21 protein-coding genes are annotated in these 18,190 nt (G+C 42.6%); all 21 read left to right on the forward strand.

Annotation, left to right across the window (positions count from 1 at the left end):
• The first annotated feature begins 144 nt into the window (after nucleotides 1-144).
• Nucleotides 145-1,917 carry an NAD(P)H-dependent oxidoreductase subunit E gene (locus tag G337_RS26385; RefSeq protein WP_037027684.1) on the forward strand — a complete coding sequence of 591 codons (1,773 nt, stop codon included), beginning with the start codon at nucleotides 145-147 and terminating at the stop codon, nucleotides 1,915-1,917.
• Nucleotides 1,918-1,925: 8 nt separating this feature from the next.
• Nucleotides 1,926-3,236: an NADH-quinone oxidoreductase subunit B family protein gene (locus tag G337_RS29070; RefSeq protein ID WP_211235813.1), complete on the forward strand. Its 1,311-nt coding sequence runs from the start codon at nucleotides 1,926-1,928 to the stop codon at nucleotides 3,234-3,236.
• Between the two features lie 11 nt (nucleotides 3,237-3,247).
• On the forward strand, nucleotides 3,248-4,735 hold the full coding sequence (locus G337_RS0115875) for a Ni/Fe hydrogenase subunit alpha (protein WP_028864775.1): 1,488 nt from the start codon (nucleotides 3,248-3,250) through the stop codon (nucleotides 4,733-4,735).
• Nucleotides 4,736-4,758: 23 nt separating this feature from the next.
• Complete coding sequence (locus G337_RS26395; protein ID WP_051303298.1) at nucleotides 4,759-5,283, forward strand: hydrogenase maturation protease; 525 nt, start codon at nucleotides 4,759-4,761, stop codon at nucleotides 5,281-5,283.
• Nucleotides 5,276-5,620 carry a hydrogenase maturation nickel metallochaperone HypA gene (hypA, locus tag G337_RS0115885; RefSeq protein WP_028864776.1) on the forward strand — a complete coding sequence of 115 codons (345 nt, stop codon included), beginning with the start codon at nucleotides 5,276-5,278 and terminating at the stop codon, nucleotides 5,618-5,620. Before G337_RS26395 ends, hypA begins: the two co-directional genes overlap by 8 nt.
• Nucleotides 5,621-6,451: a hydrogenase nickel incorporation protein HypB gene (gene hypB / locus G337_RS0115890; protein ID WP_028864777.1), complete on the forward strand. Its 831-nt coding sequence runs from the start codon at nucleotides 5,621-5,623 to the stop codon at nucleotides 6,449-6,451. It abuts the gene before it with no gap.
• The gene (locus tag G337_RS0115895; protein ID WP_028864778.1) at nucleotides 6,452-6,718 is read left to right on the forward strand and encodes a hypothetical protein; all 267 of its coding nucleotides are present in this window, start codon (nucleotides 6,452-6,454) and stop codon (nucleotides 6,716-6,718) included.
• A 2-nt stretch (nucleotides 6,719-6,720) separates the two neighbouring features.
• Nucleotides 6,721-6,957 carry a HypC/HybG/HupF family hydrogenase formation chaperone gene (locus G337_RS0115900; protein ID WP_028864779.1) on the forward strand — a complete coding sequence of 79 codons (237 nt, stop codon included), beginning with the start codon at nucleotides 6,721-6,723 and terminating at the stop codon, nucleotides 6,955-6,957.
• A gap of 220 nt (nucleotides 6,958-7,177) precedes the next feature.
• The gene (gene hypE / locus G337_RS0115905) at nucleotides 7,178-8,188 is read left to right on the forward strand and encodes a hydrogenase expression/formation protein HypE (RefSeq protein ID WP_028864780.1); all 1,011 of its coding nucleotides are present in this window, start codon (nucleotides 7,178-7,180) and stop codon (nucleotides 8,186-8,188) included.
• Nucleotides 8,188-9,024 (forward strand): formyltransferase family protein, encoded by an 837-nt coding sequence (locus tag G337_RS0115910; RefSeq protein WP_028864781.1) that lies wholly within the window; start codon nucleotides 8,188-8,190, stop codon nucleotides 9,022-9,024. The genes hypE and G337_RS0115910 overlap by 1 nt, the downstream gene beginning before the upstream one ends.
• Nucleotides 9,025-9,034: 10 nt before the next feature.
• Nucleotides 9,035-9,871: an enoyl-CoA hydratase/isomerase family protein gene (locus G337_RS0115915; protein ID WP_084605428.1), complete on the forward strand. Its 837-nt coding sequence runs from the start codon at nucleotides 9,035-9,037 to the stop codon at nucleotides 9,869-9,871.
• Nucleotides 9,864-10,976, forward strand: coding sequence for a hydrogenase formation protein HypD (gene hypD, locus G337_RS0115920; RefSeq protein WP_037027687.1), 1,113 nt, complete (start codon nucleotides 9,864-9,866; stop codon nucleotides 10,974-10,976). The genes G337_RS0115915 and hypD overlap by 8 nt, the downstream gene beginning before the upstream one ends.
• A 297-nt stretch (nucleotides 10,977-11,273) precedes the next feature.
• Nucleotides 11,274-11,675: a hypothetical protein gene (locus G337_RS0115925; RefSeq protein ID WP_028864784.1), complete on the forward strand. Its 402-nt coding sequence runs from the start codon at nucleotides 11,274-11,276 to the stop codon at nucleotides 11,673-11,675.
• A 269-nt stretch (nucleotides 11,676-11,944) separates the two neighbouring features.
• Nucleotides 11,945-12,511: a hypothetical protein gene (locus tag G337_RS0115930; protein WP_028864785.1), complete on the forward strand. Its 567-nt coding sequence runs from the start codon at nucleotides 11,945-11,947 to the stop codon at nucleotides 12,509-12,511.
• Between the two features lie 144 nt (nucleotides 12,512-12,655).
• Nucleotides 12,656-12,850, forward strand: coding sequence for a hypothetical protein (locus tag G337_RS0115935; RefSeq protein WP_028864786.1), 195 nt, complete (start codon nucleotides 12,656-12,658; stop codon nucleotides 12,848-12,850).
• Entirely contained in the window at nucleotides 12,844-13,026 is a 183-nt protein-coding gene (locus G337_RS0115940) for a hypothetical protein (protein ID WP_028864787.1), read from the forward strand. Before G337_RS0115935 ends, G337_RS0115940 begins: the two co-directional genes overlap by 7 nt.
• 10 nt (nucleotides 13,027-13,036) lie before the next feature.
• On the forward strand, nucleotides 13,037-13,396 hold the full coding sequence (locus tag G337_RS0115945; protein ID WP_028864788.1) for a hypothetical protein: 360 nt from the start codon (nucleotides 13,037-13,039) through the stop codon (nucleotides 13,394-13,396).
• Nucleotides 13,397-14,810: 1,414 nt separating this feature from the next.
• Nucleotides 14,811-15,719: a hypothetical protein gene (locus G337_RS29225; RefSeq protein WP_051303302.1), complete on the forward strand. Its 909-nt coding sequence runs from the start codon at nucleotides 14,811-14,813 to the stop codon at nucleotides 15,717-15,719.
• 500 nt (nucleotides 15,720-16,219) lie between these two features.
• Nucleotides 16,220-16,981 (forward strand): substrate-binding periplasmic protein, encoded by a 762-nt coding sequence (locus G337_RS0115960; RefSeq protein WP_028864789.1) that lies wholly within the window; start codon nucleotides 16,220-16,222, stop codon nucleotides 16,979-16,981.
• A gap of 220 nt (nucleotides 16,982-17,201) precedes the next feature.
• On the forward strand, nucleotides 17,202-17,588 hold the full coding sequence (locus G337_RS0115965; RefSeq protein WP_028864790.1) for a hypothetical protein: 387 nt from the start codon (nucleotides 17,202-17,204) through the stop codon (nucleotides 17,586-17,588).
• Nucleotides 17,589-17,945: 357 nt separating this feature from the next.
• Nucleotides 17,946-18,190, forward strand: a 245-nt coding sequence (locus G337_RS28260) for a phage integrase N-terminal SAM-like domain-containing protein (protein WP_028864791.1), incomplete at its 3' end; no start/stop codon positions are given.

Genomic DNA, 18,190 nt, shown 5'->3' on the forward strand with positions numbered 1-18,190 from the left:
TTGATAACGGATTATTAGTCTACTTTTAAAAGAGTGACATCAGTAACTTATCTAAGGTTTATCACTTTCTTTATTCAAGATAAGACTGATAAATCCAAAAGTAATAATAACTGCGTTTAAAACGATAGTTAGGAGCGTTTACCAATGAACAAAGCTCTTGCCGCACTCATTCATGAACAAGTTAAAGGCTGCCGGACAAATAAAGCTTATCTGCTGCAGATACTGCGTAAGATCCAGTTTTCCTGCGCTCATATTCCGGCAGATGCTATAGAGCAGCTGTCTGCTGAATTTAAAATATCTCCTCCTAAAATCATGGCGCTTATCGAGTTTTATCACTTTATTCATTATCAGCCTAGAGGACATTATGATATCTACATAAGTGACAGCATTATCGATCATATGTCGGGTAAAAATGAAATAACCCGTTATCTCTGTGAAAAACTCAATGTTAAATTAAATCAGCCTAGAGAAGACGGCTTAGTAACAGTAGCAGACACTTCCTGTACAGGCATGAGTGATCAAGGTCCTGCGGCACTGGTTAATGGTTTAGCATTAACCCGTTTAACCCCGAAACGAATTGATCAGATTGTCGAAAAAATTGAAACAAATACAGCCCTTAAAGACTGGCCGAAGGCCTGGTTTGATGTCGAGGATAATATCCAAAGTAAAGGGGTGCTGCTGAATGCTGAAATGCAGCCCGGTGAGGCCGTAAAAAAAGCGCTGGCTGCGGATCCTCTTAACAGTCTTGCTGAAATAGACAAATCCGGCCTGCGGGGATGCGGCGGCGCCGGTTTCAAAACGGCTTTGAAATGGAAGTCTTGCCGATTAAGCAGCGATCATGATCGTTATGTGGTCTGCAATGCTGATGAGGGGGAGCCAGGCACCTTTAAGGATCGCGTACTGCTTAACAGCTATGCCGAGCAGCTGATTGAGGGAATGACCATTTGCGCCTATATTATCGGCGCCTGTAAAGGATTTATTTATTTACGTTATGAATATCAGCATCTCTATGAACAACTTAATGAGGCACTGCACAAACGCCGTGAAGCTAATTTATTAGGATCTCATATTTTAGACGGTGAACTGAGCTTTGATATTGAAATATTTATGGGTGCCGGTTCCTATGTCTGCGGTGAAGAATCAGCTTTAATTGAATCCCTTGAGGGTAAACGGGCTATTCCACGGATCCGTCCGCCTTTTCCTGTTACCCGAGGTTACTTAGGTAAACCTACAGTAGTCAACAATGTGGAAACCTTTTGTTATGCGGCACTTGTTATCGATAAAGGTGCTGATAATTTTTCTGCTCAAGGGCTTTCCGGCTTTAGCGGCTGTAAAATATTGAGCATCAGCGGTGACGTCGAAAAAGCCGGCCTTTATGAGATACCTTTAGGTTTACCGGTGAAAAATGTGCTCAATTTATGCGGCGCAAAATCTGTACAGGCAGTGCAGGTTGGCGGTCCCTCCGGCACTTTGATTACTCCCTCAGAGTTTAACCGGATTATTTCATTTGATGATCTAAATACCAGCGGTTCTTTTATGGTGTTTAACCAGGATAGAGATCTCCTGGAAAATGCGCTTAATTTTACCCATTTTTTTATGAAAGAAAGCTGCGGTTTCTGCACGCCGTGTCGAGTAGGAACCAAACTGATCTGTGATTTAGCCGATAAAGTAGCTGCCGGGCAGGGAGCCAGACTGGATCTTGACAGTATAAAACAGCTCAACCATGTAATGAATAAAATGAGCCATTGCGGGTTAGGGCAAAGAGCGGCAGAACCCCTGTTACAAACATTAGAAAAATTCCCAGAGTATTTTGTAAAACGCATGACAGATAAAGACTATCAACCTTCATTTAATGTAGAAGAATCGATTCAACGGGCAATTGATATCGTTGTAATACAGGACAATCAAAAGGGTTAATGATAACTATGGCTAAGGCGCGGAAACAGAGAAAAACATTCACTATAGACGACCGTGAAATCCCTTTTAAAGAGGGAGAAACGGTTATGCAGGCGGCGGCTAAAGCCAAGATCTATATTCCCCATTTATGTTTTAACCCGGAATTTACCCCGAACGGCAGCTGTAAACTCTGTACCTGTGAGATTAACGGCCGCAAAACCTCGTCGTGCAGTACCAAAGCAGAACAGGGTATGCAGGTCAAAAATGAAACCCATGAACTCACGATGATGAGGCGCACCCTGGTTCAGATGCTGTTTGTGGAAGGTAATCATTACTGCCCTTTTTGTGAACGCAGCGGCAACTGCCAGCTGCAGGCCCTGGCCTATGATTTAGGCATGACCGATCTGCATTTCCCGCGGTTTAACGCTAAAAGAAATGTTGATGCCAGTCACCCGGATATCATGATCGACCGCAACCGCTGTATTTTTTGTGAGCTTTGCGTAAGGGCGAGTACTGAAGTAGATAAAAAAGATATCTTCAGCATTGCCGGCCGCAGTATTAATAAAAGACTGGTTATTAATTCTAAAAGTGGAGATTTAAAAGACACCGAAATGAAAGCTACTGATAAATCAGCCCATATTTGCCCTGTGGGCTGCATTATCATTAAGGGAGAAGGTTTTAAAACTCCTATCGGTCAGCGTATTTATGACAAACACTCCATCCGTGATGTGGGTAATATCCGCCCGGATAGTTTTATAGAAGAGCCAAGTCAAACAGAAGTAGAAAAACCTGTTGAGCAGAAGAAAAAAATTAAAGTCGCCAGCTGTTCTCTAGCCGGATGTTTCGGATGCCATATGTCCTTTCTAGATCTCGATGAACGTATCATTGAACTGCTTGAACAGGTTGAATTGAGCAGATCTCCGCTTAACGATATAAAGAGCTGCGCGCCGGATTGCGACTTGGGTTTGATTGAGGGCGGTGTGTGTAATACAGAAAATATTGAAGTGCTCAGGCATTTTAGAGAAAGCTGCAGAATTATTATTGCCGTGGGCTCCTGCGCTATTAACGGCGGCGTTCCTTCGCTGCGTAATAGTATTGATGTAAAAGCCTGCTTGGATGAGTCTTATATTAACGGTATCGGTGTGGTAAATCCTAAGATTCCCACCGATAAAGAGATCCCCTATCTACTTGAAAAAGTTTATCCCATTCATGAAGTGATTAAAGTCGATTATTTTCTACCCGGCTGCCCCCCTTCTGCAGATGCCTTTTGGAAAATACTCAATGACTTACTGGATGGTAAAGAACCGGAATTACCCTATGACCTGTTACACTTTGATTAATGGACGGCCCCATGGACAAATCCTTAGAAACGGCAGAAACACCAGATAACCTGAAACGGATTGTAATTGAACCTGTCTCAAGAGTGGAAGGACACGGCAAAGTTACACTGCTGGTTGATGATCACAATCAAGTTAAACAGTGCCGTTTACATATTGTAGAGTTTCGCGGCTTTGAGCGTTTTATTCAGGGGCGCCCCTACTGGGAGATTCCCATATTAGTACAGCGGCTTTGTGGTATCTGCCCGGTAAGCCACCATATCGCGGCCGGTAAAGCAATTGACATGATAACCGGTGTGACAGAACTGACTGAAGCGGCTTATAAATTAAGGCTACTGCTGCACTACGGACAGACTCTGCAGTCCCATGCGCTGCACTTTTTTCATCTTAGCTCTCCCGATTTACTATTTGGTTTTGAAAGTGATGCGGCGGCTAGAAATATCATAGGTGTAATCGACAAATACCCGCAGCTCGCTCTTCAAGGCGTGAGACTCAGAAAATATGGTCAAGAGGTAATAAGAGTCATTTGCGGCAAGAGGATCCATGGCACAGGCTGTATCCCCGGGGGCATGAATAAACCCTTAAGCAGGGAGGATAAGCACTATCTTCACAGTGATATTGAGCAGATTATTTTATGGGCAGAAAGCGCAGTTAAAATTTCCAGAGACTGCTATTTAGCTAATGAACCTTTCCACAAAAACTTCGCTCTTTTAAAATCCAATTATTTAAGTTTAACCGGCGAAAATGGTGAGCTGGATCTGTACCACGGAAAATTAAGAGTAAAGGATGCCGGCGGTCATATAATCCTGGACCAGCAGGATTACTGTGATTACCAGAGCCTGATTCAAGAGGAAGTAAAATCATGGTCTTATATGAAATTTCCCTTTATTAAAAAACTCGGCAAAGAGTCTGGCTGGTATCGAGCCGGGCCGCTGGCCCGCATCAATAATTGTGATTATATCCCGACACCGCTGGCTGAAGAAGCCCGCCTGGAATTTGCTGCTTATGGTGGAAAAAAGCCGGTTCATTCGACATTGGCCTATCATTGGGCACGCATGATAGAAGTGCTTTTTTCTGCGGAAAAGATCAAACAGCTGCTCAATGACCCGATGATTACAGGAAGCGATCTTCTCGTTCAGGGGAAACGCTGCAATGAAGGTATCGGCGTGATTGAAGCGCCGCGAGGAACGCTTTTTCATCATTACCAGGTGGGTGAAGATGACCTTATCACTAAAGCCAACCTTATTGTCGCAACCACCAATAACAATACCGCATTAAATGAATCGATACGTATGGTGGCTAATAAGCAGATCAGCGGACGAGAAATCACCGAAGCTGTTTTAAATAATATAGAAGTCGCCATTCGTGCCTATGATCCCTGTTTATCCTGTGCAACCCATGCGGTCGGAAAAATGCCGCTGAAAGTTGAAATGCGTCACCAGCAGAGCGGCGAACTGATTAGTCAGTTAACTAAAGATATCGACGGGACTCTAAGACAGTAACCGGCACATAAAAAGAGGTCGAGATGGAAAAAGCACAGCAGCAGCCTTTAAACCTGTTTACCTGGGGTAATCCAAGCCGCGGTGACGATGCCATCGGCCCCAGACTGCATCAGATTATTGCGCAGATTATAAAACAGTCTGCACTTGAGCATATTCAGCTTATAGAAGACTTCCAGCTGCAGCCTGAACATGTATTCGATATTAACGCACAGGCATGTCTTGTTTTTATTGATGCTGCTTGTCAGGGGCACAGCGCCTATCAGATAACCCCGGTGAGAACTACACAGGAGATTGGATATACCACTCATGCATTAAGCCCGGGGGCATTAATGACCATCTATGAAAAAACCCAAAACAAAGCAGCTCCCCCTGCCTTTATATTCAGCGTTCGCGGTTACTGTTTTGATCTTGGCGCACCTTTATCAGAGCAGGCTGAAGAAAACATTCATCTGGCGGCGCATTTTTTAAAAGAATTATTATTTTCTCAAGATCCGCTGAGCTTACTGCAGCAGGCTATAGTGACAGCACAGGACAAATGCAATGCATGAGTTATCCATTGCAGAAAGTATTATCGACATGATCGAGGACAATGCATTAAGGCATAATTTTAAAAAGGTGACTAAAATTACCTTAGAAATTGGTGTGTTAGCTGGAATCGAAAAATCTGCCCTGTTTTTTTGTTTTGACGCGGCAGCCCAAAACACCTTAGCAGAAGGGGCAGAACTGCTGATTCAGGATAAGCCGGCCAAGGGTATTTGCCAGAATTGTTTTCAGCAGGTTATCACCTCAAGCTGGTATGAACCCTGCAGGTATTGCGGCCAGGTGGGCATTGAAATTAACGAAGGTGAGCAAATGACCATTAAATCTTTACAGGTGGAGAATTAAATGTGTAATATCTGCGGTTGTAATAAAACGGAAGCATCAGCTGAGGGTCTGCATACTCATGCTGAGCATAAACATGTTTCTCCCCATGATCATCAGCATAATGATTGCGGAAAAAACTCAGCAGAGCGAGCTGCACCTGCTCTAAACAAATCCCGTCTGATTGAGATAGAACAAAACCTGTTATCGAAAAATAATCATTACGCCAGTCAGAATCGACAATACCTGCAGGCCAATGGAATTTTCTCCATAAATCTTATCTCCAGTCCCGGATCAGGTAAAACCACATTATTAACAGAAATTATCAAGCGCTTAAAAGAGCAGCATAACATTTATGTAATTGAAGGAGATCAGCAGACCGCTCTCGATGCGGCTCGAATCAAAGAAACCGGTGTGAAAGCCGTTCAAGTGAATACCGGCAAAGGCTGTCACCTGGATGCTCATATGGTCGGTAATGCCTGCGGGCAGCTTGATATGAAAAAAGATGCTTTTCTGTTTATCGAAAACGTCGGTAATCTTATCTGCCCGGCTGGTTTTGATTTAGGAGAAAAACATAAAGTTGTCATCTTATCGGTCACAGAAGGTGAAGATAAACCTTTAAAATATCCGGAAATTTTCCATGCTGCCGACCTTATGATTATTAATAAAATCGACCTGCACCCCTACCTTAACTTTGATCTGAAACAATGCTGTGAGTATGCAAAGCAGATCAATCCCGATATAAAAATCATCCAACTTTCAGCCGCTTCCGGTGAAAATATAAATCAATTCAGTAACTGGTTAACTGCCGCTAAAACAGCACTTCAAGCAGGCAAGAATAAAGAGGAAGTTTAAATGAAAATCAGACTGCCGATGTTTTTGATAAACAAGAAAATATTCTTTATTACATTATTAACTGCAGATTCTGCGCAGGCGCATCCTTACGGAGGACACCTGCATAACTGGTATGCACTCGATCATATTATTATTGCTTTAGGCATAGGTTTAATCATTTTTTTATTATTCAAAATACTTTCCGCTTTTTTAAAAAAAGAGAGGAGCAAAAAACCTTCAAATCCGCCAGATACACTTAAAAAAACATCAGTTAATAAAGAGAGCTGATTATGTGCCTAGCAGTTCCAGGACGGGTTATTTCTATTGATCAGTCATCAAAGCCGCTGACAGCTAAAGTTGATTTTAGCGGCATAGTGAGAGAGGTCGTGGTTGAGTGGATTGATCAAGCGGCAGTTAACGACTACGTTATTGTTCATGCCGGATTTGCTATCAGCAGACTGGATCAACAGGAAGCCTTAAAAACCCTGGAGCTTTTTGAGCAGTGGCAAACAGAAAACAACAAGTAAAACAGATACACGGCATAGAAGCAGCAAAATAATAACTACTCAGCACCTCAATAATCTAAAAGGTGTATTTATAAAATAAAGCTGTAAATATTTAGGGCTAAGCCATTTATGCTGAGTTCAGGCGCAAAAGCGCAGTTTAGTCGTTTAAATGAGCATTTTTCAACGCGGAAATAAGCTTAAATAGCAACGACCTGAGTATTTGCAACATTTAGGATAAGCGATGACATCATCAAACATTATACTGGCACATGGAAGTGGAGGACGCCTCAGCAGCGCGCTTATTGATGAGGTGTTTTTCCCGGCGTTTAACAATCCTATTTTAAATCAGGCTCACGACGGTGCACTGTTAACCATGGACAGCAGCCGGTTAGCTTTCTCCACCGATTCCTTTGTAGTTAACCCCTGCTTTTTCCCCGGAGGAAATATCGGTGATCTTGCCGTTAACGGCACAGTTAATGATATTGCCATGTGCGGTGCGGTTCCGCAGTTTCTTTCTGCTGCCTTTATTCTCGAAGAAGGTTTTGCGATTAAAGATCTAAAAATAATCGTTAAAAGTATGGCTGAAGCTGCCCGGACGGCACAAGTAAAAGTAGTAACCGGGGATACTAAAGTGGTCGAGCGCGGCAGCGGTGACGGCATATTTATTAACACTTCCGGTTTAGGTTTTATTAACCACCAGCAGCAGATTTCCCCGCAAAATGTACAGGTCGGAGACGTTGTCATTACTAACGGTTATATCGGCGATCACGGCATTGCTATATTGTCACAACGGGAAGGATTATCCTTCGAAACCACTATTGAGTCAGACAGCGCAGCCCTGCATAGTCTGGTTGCTGCAATATTAAATGCCTCTTCTAATATCCATCTGCTTAGGGATCCCACCAGAGGCGGGCTTGCCGGCATCTTAAATGAAATAGCCCAGGCAAGTCAGACAGAGGTACGCCTTAAGGAGTCCGCCATTCCTATTCGAGATTCGGTTCAGGCAGCCTGCGACCTGCTGGGATTAGATCCGCTGATTATTGCCAATGAAGGTAAGTTAATTGTGATTGTTCCGCAGGCAGACAGTGAAGCAGTGCTTAAAGCCATGCAGCGGCACCCGCTCGGCAGAGAGAGTGCTGTTATCGGTCAAGTGCTGAATAAAAACGCCGGCAAAGTCACCCTTGAAACCACAATAGGCAGCTTAAGAATGGTAGAGATGCCGCTCGGTGAGCAGTTACCGAGGATCTGTTAATGGATAATGCTTTATTGATTAAACTTGCCGCTAAAAAATGCCTTTTTCTATGCACTGCCTTTAACGGGTTAAGTCAGAAATTCTGGGTTAACTTCTCCCCTTTGTTTAAAGAAAGTCGATTAATGGTGGGCATTGATCCAGCAGCTGTTCAGGTATTTCAGCCCGACTTAATTATCTGTCCCTTTTTAGATAATTATATTCCTGAGCAGATCTGGTCATCTACTCCCTGTTTTATTGTTCACCCCGGCCCGCCGGATGAAGCCGGTCCCAGTGCTTTAAACTGGGCCATTTTAGAAGGAAGAACGAACTGGTCTGTCTGTATTATCCAAGCTAATGAGCAGTGGGATGCAGGGCCCGTTTGGGCACAGGCTGAATTCAAACTGCCGACAGCATCATTATCATCCATCTATCGACAACAGATATCTGATTTAGCTGTGCAGATACTGCCGCTTGCTTTAACACATTATTATTGCGCCCAGCAGCCTCTATTGACCCCCCCTCCCCGCTATAGAAAAAGAATATCGCAGCAGCAGCTGAGCATAGAATGGGATCAGCCGACCGCGGCGATTATAAAAAAAATTCATGCGGGTGACAGCCAGCCGGGCGCCCCGGCAGTAATCGAAAATAATCACTACCTTGTTTACGGCGCACGAAGCGGTGAATCTGTTTACTGTTTAAAAGATATACAGCCCGGAGAGATTATCAGGCACCGGGATGGTCAAATCTGTGTCAGTACATTAGACGGCTGCCTGTGGATTTCGCGAATGGCACGTCTTACTGAAAATATAAAAATCCGGCCGCAGGAGCTGCTGGCTCAGTCTGAAATAACCTTTTGAGTGAATTAAAATGAGCGAAATAAGCTATCAAACTCTCAATAATGTCGGGCATATTAAATTCCCTGTTCACAATGGTGCAATGGATTTACAACACTGCCGGCAGCTTTTTGAGACCATTCAGTCTGCCAAACAAGATGATTCAATAAAAGTCATTGTACTTTGGGGCGGGCCTGATTTTTTCTGCAACGGTATCGACTTAAATGCGGTTCATTTACAATATAACTCCTCTATTCTCGCTTATAAAAACCTCAAAGCATTAAACAAAATAGTACATGCTGTTTTAACAGCAGACACTAAATTAGTTATCAGCGCCCTGCAGGGCAGTGCATCTGCAGGCGGCGTTATGCTGGCAGTTGCGGCAGATTTACGCTATGCCAGAAGCAACGTAATACTCACCCCCTCCTATGCCAATTTAGGCCTGTGCGGCTCAGAATACTGGTCGATACTTTTACCCGCCATGATAGGTTACGGCAATACCCAGAAGTTACTCTATGAAGCGTGCCCTGTCTCACCTGCAGAAGCTCTGCACCTGGGGTTAATCCATCAGGTCATCTGCGGCGAAGCGCCTGCTTTTGCAGAAAATATAACCGCCAAGGCTGAATATTTAGCCTCGACTAATATTGATGCCCGACTAGCAGCTAAAAGCGTACTCAACCAGCGCTTACTTGCTGAGATGGACAGCCAGGTAAAACTTGAATTAGAAAAAATGAAAGACTGCTGCAACCACCCGGAATTCGAATCATCAAGAACTCATTTTGTAGAAAAAAACAGCTGCAGACAGTCATTATTTCTATGCGCTTCTCCAGGCAATAACTGCCGGATAAACAAAAGTGACTGTGATGAATAAACAATTAAATCTGCATGCTTTTAAAGACAGGGAGATTGTCAATAAGCTGGCCGAAGAAATACAATTAATCAGTGAGAATATGGCGCCGCTGAAAATCATGCATATCTGCGGCGGTCATGAAAATGCCATTGTCCGCTACGGCGTTCGCCAGTTTTTACCCGGACATATTCAGGTTATTGCCGGGCCCGGCTGCCCAGTGTGCATCTGCCCCGTAGAAGCCATTGATCAAGCTGTTACTCTTTCTCTGCAGCCCAAGGTCACGGTGCTCACATTCGGAGATATGCTCCGGGTACCGGCAACCACAACCTCATTAGAGAAGGTTAGATCTGACGGCGGCAGTGTAAAAGTTATCTACAGCCCGCTTGATGCCGTAAAATTTGCGAATGAGAAACCGGAGCAGACCTTTGTTTTTTTCTCCGTCGGTTTTGAAACAACTGCGGCAGGAATTGCCGGACTGATACAGTCAGGAGTCCCCAAAAACCTTCTTTTTCTAATCGCCAATCGGTATATGCCGCCGGTATTAAAATTATTAATGGAGGTGCATGATGAAAGCCTGCAGGGTTTTCTACTCGCAGGTCATGCGACAGCCATTAGCGGCCTTGGGGTTTATGACTTTATGCACGATGAGTTTAAGCTTCCCTGTGCCGCAGCTGGTTTTGAACCCGTTGATATTCTGCTGGCTGTTCGCGAGCTTTTAAAACAGATTAAAAACAGTCAGCATGAAGTTATCAACTGTTACCCAAGAGTCATCCGAGAAGAAGGTAATCTGGTCGCTCAAAAATGTTTAAATGAAGTGTTTGATCTGAAACCGGGAGTCTGGCGCGGTATTGATGTGGTGGAAGACTCAGCCTATATACTTAAAGAAAAATATGCCTTTCTTGATGCCGGAAAACAGCTTACCTGCATACCGCCCTATCCGCCGCAAGCCCACCATCCAAGCTGCCTCTGTCACCGCATAATGCTGGGAGAAGTTGAACCGCAGGATTGTAAATTATTTAAAAAAGCCTGCACCCCCGGCAAGCCCTTCGGCCCCTGTATGGTATCCCCTGAAGGCACCTGCCATGTTAGATATACTTATCCTGAGATTAAAATAGATTTTAGTTGAAATCGCCGGCTATTAGCTTTCACTCGTTCCACAGAGTCTGCGTGAGAATGCAGAGTATACCAAGCGGCTGTAGTAAAAATGTGACAGCAATTGTTTTCGCGCTTAGTATTCGACAGCCAAAAGTTGTAATATAAGTTTGATATATTAAAACCAGCACTGCAAAACAGGAACAAGTTAATGCCGGAACGCTTTGAATGCTCTAGAGCGCACTGTGGATGGACAGGAACCCATCATGAACGCAAAAACAATACAACAGGCAGCTGGCACGCCAGCCTCTGTCCTCACTGTTATGGAGGCATGTTTCGAACTATTGAGCCGGCGCAGGAAAATGAGCGGATCAATCACGTAAATGAACTCATTAAGGCCATCTCAAAGCATGGAGATAAATTATTTCACTCCCGTGGTTTTACTGCTCATATGGAAATCGATAAAAACGGCATAGTCTGGTTTGTAGACGACTACTCCAGAAGGCGCATTTACACTCATTACCATGGAAGCTGGCGTGGTTTTTCCCATGGTGGTACTTTGCGGGACCTTGTCTGTGCGATGCGTGACTACGTGAAAAAGGGTCACAAAATCCCCCTCGAATGGATTGCACCTGTCAGCGTAAATGATAATAGTAATATATGGGGATACAGTCAGGAATCAGCACAGGCACTTCGAGAAACCGCAGCGAAACTACCTGTCATTAGCGAATAAGCAAAGAGATGCAGACTGTAGTGCGGCAGCAAATTTGAGCATATTTTACAGGCACCAGTAACCATATTCTAAGTGCCCTTTGCGCATTACATTAAGTATGAATATTATACAAAGTGGTCATAAAGAACCTATTACACCCAGCCGTTTCGACTAATCTCTTACTTTCCTTGTTATAGTTACCCAATATAATTGCCTGTTGATTTGTTGACAATTAATTTACACACGCTAATATCGCGCCTTTATATAAAATTTTATTAAAGGAATAATAAATGCAGTCGTCGATCTCCATCTGTTTTAATAAACCAGGAAATAACCAGTTACCTTGTGATATCAACAACCAGCAGGCATTAAAGGCATTTCGCCAAGACAATCCGCATGTCATGGCAAACTTTATCCCTAACGGCATGCCTTTTGTTGTCCGTGACAACGCAGCAGCAACCACTGTTGAAACAAATACTACCTGGCAGCAGCAGTATCCTGATTTAGCAGCACAGTTTAGAGAGATTTTCTCCTTACCCTATGAACAGCGTATTAATATTGCCAATATGCTCCATCAATACGGCTCAAATATGTTAACAGCACTGGCCGAGTTTCATGATACTGAAATTAAGCCGATGAATATGAAAGGGAAATTCGATCCTCGTGAGCCGAGCAATCAAAACGGTTATGCAGGCGCACTAGCTGGCGCAGCAGAAAACAGGTTATCTGACTTTATCAAACTGGCCGATAAATACCAAAGAGTACTGGAAAAAATTCGCCAAGGCTCTTTAGCTAAACTACCTAAATTGAGATACTTAAACTGGAGCAGCTGGCAAAAAATCTTAATGAACAGTTAAATACAAAATTTAAAGCAGAAGTCGGTAAATATTTCAGCAAAGCAGGCGCAAGAGGCAATGCATGGACCAGCGCAAATCGTGGTATTGGTTTAGCAAAAGGCGCACGCAGTTATCAGCCTATTCAGCTTTCCAGCAGCAGCGCTTTTGCGCAGATTAAAAACCTTGCGGCAGGTGCAAGATGGACTGGTTATGGTGCGCTTATTGTTGATGCAGGGTTTAGAGCAAAAGGTGTTCATGATCAGTATAAAGCAGGCGGCAACTGGCAGAAATCAGCGGCCATTGAAACAGCCGCTTTTGGTGGTTCAGCCGCTGCAGGAATATTTATTGGCGGTTTGGTAGCTACAACTGTTGAGATCGCTTTGGGAGTTGCTCTAGCAGCGACTCCTGTTGGCTGGGTACTAATCATAGGTGCAGGGTTAGCCGCTGGATATGCAGGAGCCGTCGCTGGTGATTTTATCGGCAGAGAAACGGCTACACTCGGACATGATGCCAGCAATTATCTACTCTCTTTATAAAGGATTTAACATGCAGGATATACCTTTTTATGTTTGGCATTTTATTTTATTGTTTTCATCTATTATTCTATGGGCCATTGCTATTTTTACTTTTGGGCGCATATCCGTACGCCATATTGAACGAGAAATGGAGAAAAAAGGATTAGAGCCACCTTTCTGGGATAGAGGAATAGGCATAAGGCTTTCAATGTATGCTTTCACCATAATAAGAGGAAAAGCCGATCATTCGGTGCTCATTGATCGGAAGTCTATTGTAGAGAGTGCTAGAAAAATAGACTGGTATTTGGCGGTATTTCTGCAGCTAACAACAGCGGTATTATTTATCCTAGGTATTATTACCTATTTTTTATCTGGTGATAAATACCAATAAAACTAATGCGATAGAAGATAACCAGCGCTTGTAGGTTATCTTCTGTTTGTTGATGCAGGCTTTAAATAAAAGTGTTTAGTATCAATATAAAGCGGGCGACAGAAATAGGCAGAGAAACTGCAGCACTCTTACACAACACTAGCTGCCGTCTGCTCTCTTTATAAATGTCTTCCCGATGCATGATTTAAATTTTGCAAAAAGACAGGACAGGCAAACCTTTTCTCCTAGCTGTCCAAATTTAACCTTAATGATGCCCACAATTAAAGCTTTGAATAATCTTTAATCAAAAAGATTAAAAATATAGCTATATATTTCTCTACATGTAGGTTAATATTCATTCAGCTCTGTCATTCAGAGTTATTAATGAAATCATCAAGTCCAAGTTTTCCCTCAGTTACATCATTTTTGTTGTCCTTAGTGTCTCCTTTAGCTTAATCATCACATTCAATAATTCACCATACAGCGCCATCGCTATTTTTTATAAATTTATAGCGTGTCGAAAGTAAATTATGCTCTTCCGGCATTTACTTTTATTTATTAACATGATAAATTTTTTATCTCAAACTAATATAACAACTTATCTTATTGCCCGTAAATATCAGTACCGCAAACATCCGCTCCGCGTATGTGTCACTAGGTTCGAATTTCCTTGTTAGGCAGTGATAAATAAGGTTATTTTTATTCATCCAAAGAAAACAATTAAGGATACTTATGGCTAGAACAACTGGTAGAAAAAGATTTTGGTTTCATCAAAACCGTGAAGAAAATCAAATCCAAACAACTAAAAAAAGCAAAAAACTGAACAAGAATTAGAAGTAAAAAAACAAACTGAAATGTAAGCTATTTGCGGGGAGCCTCTATCCTCTTCAAATAGCGATATCTAAATCCAAAGTGCCTCTATTTCTTTTTCTCATCATCAATCACAACACTCTTCCTGATAATGCACAAACTAACTGTCTGCTCCAATCGTTGACCTGTGCATGAATATTTTACGCTTCTGCAAGACGCTGTAAGGCAAAAGGCAAGACGCGCCCCATTGACACATATGTTGTTTTCTTAATTGTTATTTAGGAAGCGAGCGGCTGAAATATTTAGGTATTTTGCGCACATTAAAACCCATCAGCCATATTTTTTATATGTCTTTGATGTTTGGTATTGATTTGAGTATTATAGCGCGCTATTAAAAAACGCAACATTTTTCAAAATGTTGATTCGCCAGGAATTAATAATGAATACGACTAAATATTAAGGTATTGATCATGCTGGCTGGCATTGCACTAAAAATTAAACTAAATAGGCTTAAATTAACCTGTAATTGATTTGCTCAACAACACCATTGGGTCTACAGCTTTGACTTGAAACCTGTATTACTGCACAGCTTAGAACCCGATGAATACACCTAAAAGGACGTTTTATGAAGAAGATGACCGTTATTGCGGCATTATTAGTAAGTACTACTACCGCAACACAGGCCTTGGAAAACAACAAAACCATTTGTACACATGACACCACGACCCGCATAATCGAAGTGGTTTACACTGGCGAAGGCGCCCTGCCTTGTGAAGTGCAATATACCAAGTCGACTGAAGTCCAAGTATTATGGAGCGCCCAGAGCGCAGAAAGTTACTGTGAATCCAAAGCGGCTGAGTTTGTTGAAAAGCAAAAGGGCTGGGGCTGGAACTGTGTTACTGAAGCAGATCAGACAGAAGGGCCTGAAGTAGTACCCACTACAGTTGAGCCTACTATAGAAAAACCAGCTTCCGCTGAAACGACTGCAGAGAAAGTAGCTGAAATTACTGCAGAGCAAGCAACTGAAACGACTGCAGAGCAAGCTGCTGAAACGACTGCAGAGCAAGCCGCTGAAACAACTGCAGAGCAAACCGCTGAAACGACAGCAGAGCAAACCGCTGAAACGACTGCAGAGCAAGCCGCTGAAACGACTGCAGAGCAAGCCGCTGAAACGACTGCAGAGCAAGCCGCTGAAACAACTGCAGAGCAAACCGCTGAAACGACAGCAGAGCAAACCGCTGAAACGACTGCAGAGCAAGCCGCTGAAACGACTGCAGAGCAAGCCGCTGAAACAACTGCAGAGCAAGCCGCTGAAACAACTGCAGAGCAAGCAGCTGAAACAACTGCAGAGCAAACCGCTGAAACGACTGTAGAGCAAGCCGCTGAAACGACTGTAGAGCAAGCCGCTGAAACGACTGTAGAGCAAGCCGCTGAAACGACTGTAGCACAAGCAGCTAAAGCTAATACCAGCCGATGTAGAATAGATAGCAGAAGACGAACTTACCCTGTAAGCCAGCCCCCCTTATGCCTCTGAATAAGGTAGTATATTCATACAGCCCATGAGTGATATGGTCAGGCCCTTAACCTTGACCATGTATCTTTTATCTGCTTTTCTGAAAACTAAAGACCAGGCCCTGATATCCATCAGAGTTTGATAAACACCCGGTCAGCTACACCAAATCAAGTTTTTACGTTTTCTGACAAAAAGTTACGGATGTCCCGCCTTTTTTCCCGCCTTTTTACTGACAACCCCGCCTCTGTCGCCAATCATCATTCGCTTACATTTGATAGCAAAAATTTACGGATGTCCCACTTTTTCCCTTTATCATTTAAATTACAACTCCTCATAATCAACCACAACAAAACTACCTCCCCCACACATTTACTGCTCTACAAAAGAGCAGACAGCAGCTTTTCTTCTTATCAGCACGAAATAAAAACAAAACAGTACTTACAACAAATATATTTGACAAACCCCGTCCATAACATAACTTTAATTACAACCTTTAAAAAATCTCTATTAAGGAAGCGGGTATGAATAATACAATTCGAAGATTACGCAGTGTTTTATCTGTTTTTCTTTTTTTCATCTGTCTTTCAGGTGCATCAGCCAAAGAATTCAACTTAGTTTCATTACAGTATCCTCCCTACGTTTATAAAGAAGACGGCCGCGTTACTGGTTTTATATATGATGTAGTGGAAGAAGCATTCAGACGAATGGGGCATACTACAAAGGTAGATATTAATTCCTGGCCGCGCTCGCTTGCACAGGTAAAAACGGGCAAAGCAGCAGCTATCTTCACTGCTTATAAAAACCCAGAAAGAGAAACATTTTTAGACTATTCAAATAACGTGCTTATTCAGCAGGAAATTGTGCTGTTTATTCCCAGGGGCGGCATTATTCCATTTACTGGAGATTTAAAAGAGTTAGCAAATTATAAACTGGGTATTGTTAGAGGCATTAGTTACGGAACAATTTTTGATGATGCAGTTAAACAAGACGGCATCATTAATACGGTAGAAGCAACCACACTGGAGCAGTCTATACGCAAGTTAAATGCAGGACGTATAGATATTCTGATAAGTAATAAATACACGGCACTGTCAATGTTCAAACAGCTTGGTTTTCAAGATAAATTTGTCCAGCTGGATGTTCCGGTACAAAGCGTACCCAGCTATATCGCTTTCTCAAAAGCGCTTAACCTGTCTGCACTACGTGATGCCTTCGATCAGACATTAGAAGGCATGATCTCCGACGGCAGCTACGAGAAAATCATCAGCACATACGTAAAATGAGCTGTTCCCCCTGCTAACAGTTATATAGGTATAACTGACAAGCCCCGCAGCTAAAACAGCTGTAGGGCTTAAAAATCAGCAAAAGGCAAAACTCAAGACTTGATCCTGCCTCCTCGTTGATATCGATATGATCCTCACAACGCCATGAAATTCTTACAAGGGGGTTGCTAGAATGAGCGAACAGGTTATTCTGTCCTTAGATTAAACTAAGGAGTTTCCCGTGAAAAAAATTCTACTACTGCTGCTTACAGTCTCTGCTAGTTCTTTTGCTGCAGACTTCAAGATGGATACAGCGAAGTTCGATTGTCCTGATCTAGAATTTGAGCTAAACCTAACTACTAATACTGTCACATTCAGTAACATCCGCTATTTTGGAATTGCAGAAATGATTGCTGATGCTCCACTTGGATTTACATGGAGCAGAAAAGACACTGTAAAAGCTGAGTACAATTGGTTCTACACAACAGAAATCAAAATTCGTTTTCTGAAGAAAATTTATGAAATGGAATCGGGAAGCTATACTGATATCTTTGTAGAGTTTGATGATAACGATGGCATTACAAACAGCTATAACTCAAATAAAAAAATGACTTGCAAAGTTATCTAGTTAACCTGAGATCTGGTTAAGCCAGAACTGCATCATTACTTTCAGGCAATAAGCAATTAATTCGCCTAATAAATTCAGCATAAACCCATGCATAATACGGTGACGGGAGTGCTCAATATAAGAAATGTTTTTCGAATTACGGGCAAGTCTTGTCTTTTGCTCAAAAGGCAAAACGCGATCCCATTGACGAAAATGATTGGCTAAAATAGTGGAGTAAAGCGGAACAGAGCCAACTATTTTTGTTCCGTTTAAAGTGCTTGTTGAACGAAGCCGCTGCGCGGCAGAAAAAACACATAACCTCAATCGAGTATACAAATAAAGAACCGTCAATGTTGACGGCTTTATTTGGAGGTTGTTATGAAACCACTCGAACAAACTCGTTTTAACAATTTATATCAATCTTACCTCAACGAATTGATCTTACAAGGCAAAAGCCCCAAAACGATTGACTGTTATAGCCGTTGTCTTCGTCAAATCACACAATACTTTGATACCTGCCCTGATCACCTCAGCACCGAAGAGCTGAAAACTTATTTTCTACACCTCGTAGAGCATAAATCCTGGAGTCTCGTCAAAATCGCACGCAATGCGATTCAGTTTTT

This window comes from Psychromonas aquimarina ATCC BAA-1526 (assembly GCF_000428725.1).
In the GTDB taxonomy this organism is placed as follows: Bacteria; Pseudomonadota; Gammaproteobacteria; order Enterobacterales; family Psychromonadaceae; genus Psychromonas; species Psychromonas aquimarina.

Coding starts and splice junctions, on each gene's coding strand:
- G337_RS0115910 (WP_028864781.1), top strand. CDS start 8,188: ATGGATAATGCTTTATTGATTAAACTTGCCGCTAAAAAATGCCTTTTT.
- G337_RS0115895 (WP_028864778.1), top strand. CDS start 6,452: ATGAAAATCAGACTGCCGATGTTTTTGATAAACAAGAAAATATTCTTT.
- hypD (WP_037027687.1), top strand. CDS start 9,864: ATGAATAAACAATTAAATCTGCATGCTTTTAAAGACAGGGAGATTGTC.
- G337_RS0115900 (WP_028864779.1), top strand. CDS start 6,721: ATGTGCCTAGCAGTTCCAGGACGGGTTATTTCTATTGATCAGTCATCA.
- G337_RS0115945 (WP_028864788.1), top strand. CDS start 13,037: ATGCAGGATATACCTTTTTATGTTTGGCATTTTATTTTATTGTTTTCA.
- G337_RS29070 (WP_211235813.1), top strand. CDS start 1,926: ATGGCTAAGGCGCGGAAACAGAGAAAAACATTCACTATAGACGACCGT.
- G337_RS0115915 (WP_084605428.1), top strand. CDS start 9,035: ATGAGCGAAATAAGCTATCAAACTCTCAATAATGTCGGGCATATTAAA.
- G337_RS29225 (WP_051303302.1), top strand. CDS start 14,811: ATGAAGAAGATGACCGTTATTGCGGCATTATTAGTAAGTACTACTACC.
- G337_RS0115875 (WP_028864775.1), top strand. CDS start 3,248: ATGGACAAATCCTTAGAAACGGCAGAAACACCAGATAACCTGAAACGG.
- G337_RS0115930 (WP_028864785.1), top strand. CDS start 11,945: ATGCAGTCGTCGATCTCCATCTGTTTTAATAAACCAGGAAATAACCAG.
- G337_RS0115960 (WP_028864789.1), top strand. CDS start 16,220: ATGAATAATACAATTCGAAGATTACGCAGTGTTTTATCTGTTTTTCTT.
- hypB (WP_028864777.1), top strand. CDS start 5,621: ATGTGTAATATCTGCGGTTGTAATAAAACGGAAGCATCAGCTGAGGGT.
- G337_RS26395 (WP_051303298.1), top strand. CDS start 4,759: ATGGAAAAAGCACAGCAGCAGCCTTTAAACCTGTTTACCTGGGGTAAT.
- G337_RS26385 (WP_037027684.1), top strand. CDS start 145: ATGAACAAAGCTCTTGCCGCACTCATTCATGAACAAGTTAAAGGCTGC.
- hypE (WP_028864780.1), top strand. CDS start 7,178: ATGACATCATCAAACATTATACTGGCACATGGAAGTGGAGGACGCCTC.
- G337_RS0115925 (WP_028864784.1), top strand. CDS start 11,274: ATGTTTCGAACTATTGAGCCGGCGCAGGAAAATGAGCGGATCAATCAC.
- hypA (WP_028864776.1), top strand. CDS start 5,276: ATGCATGAGTTATCCATTGCAGAAAGTATTATCGACATGATCGAGGAC.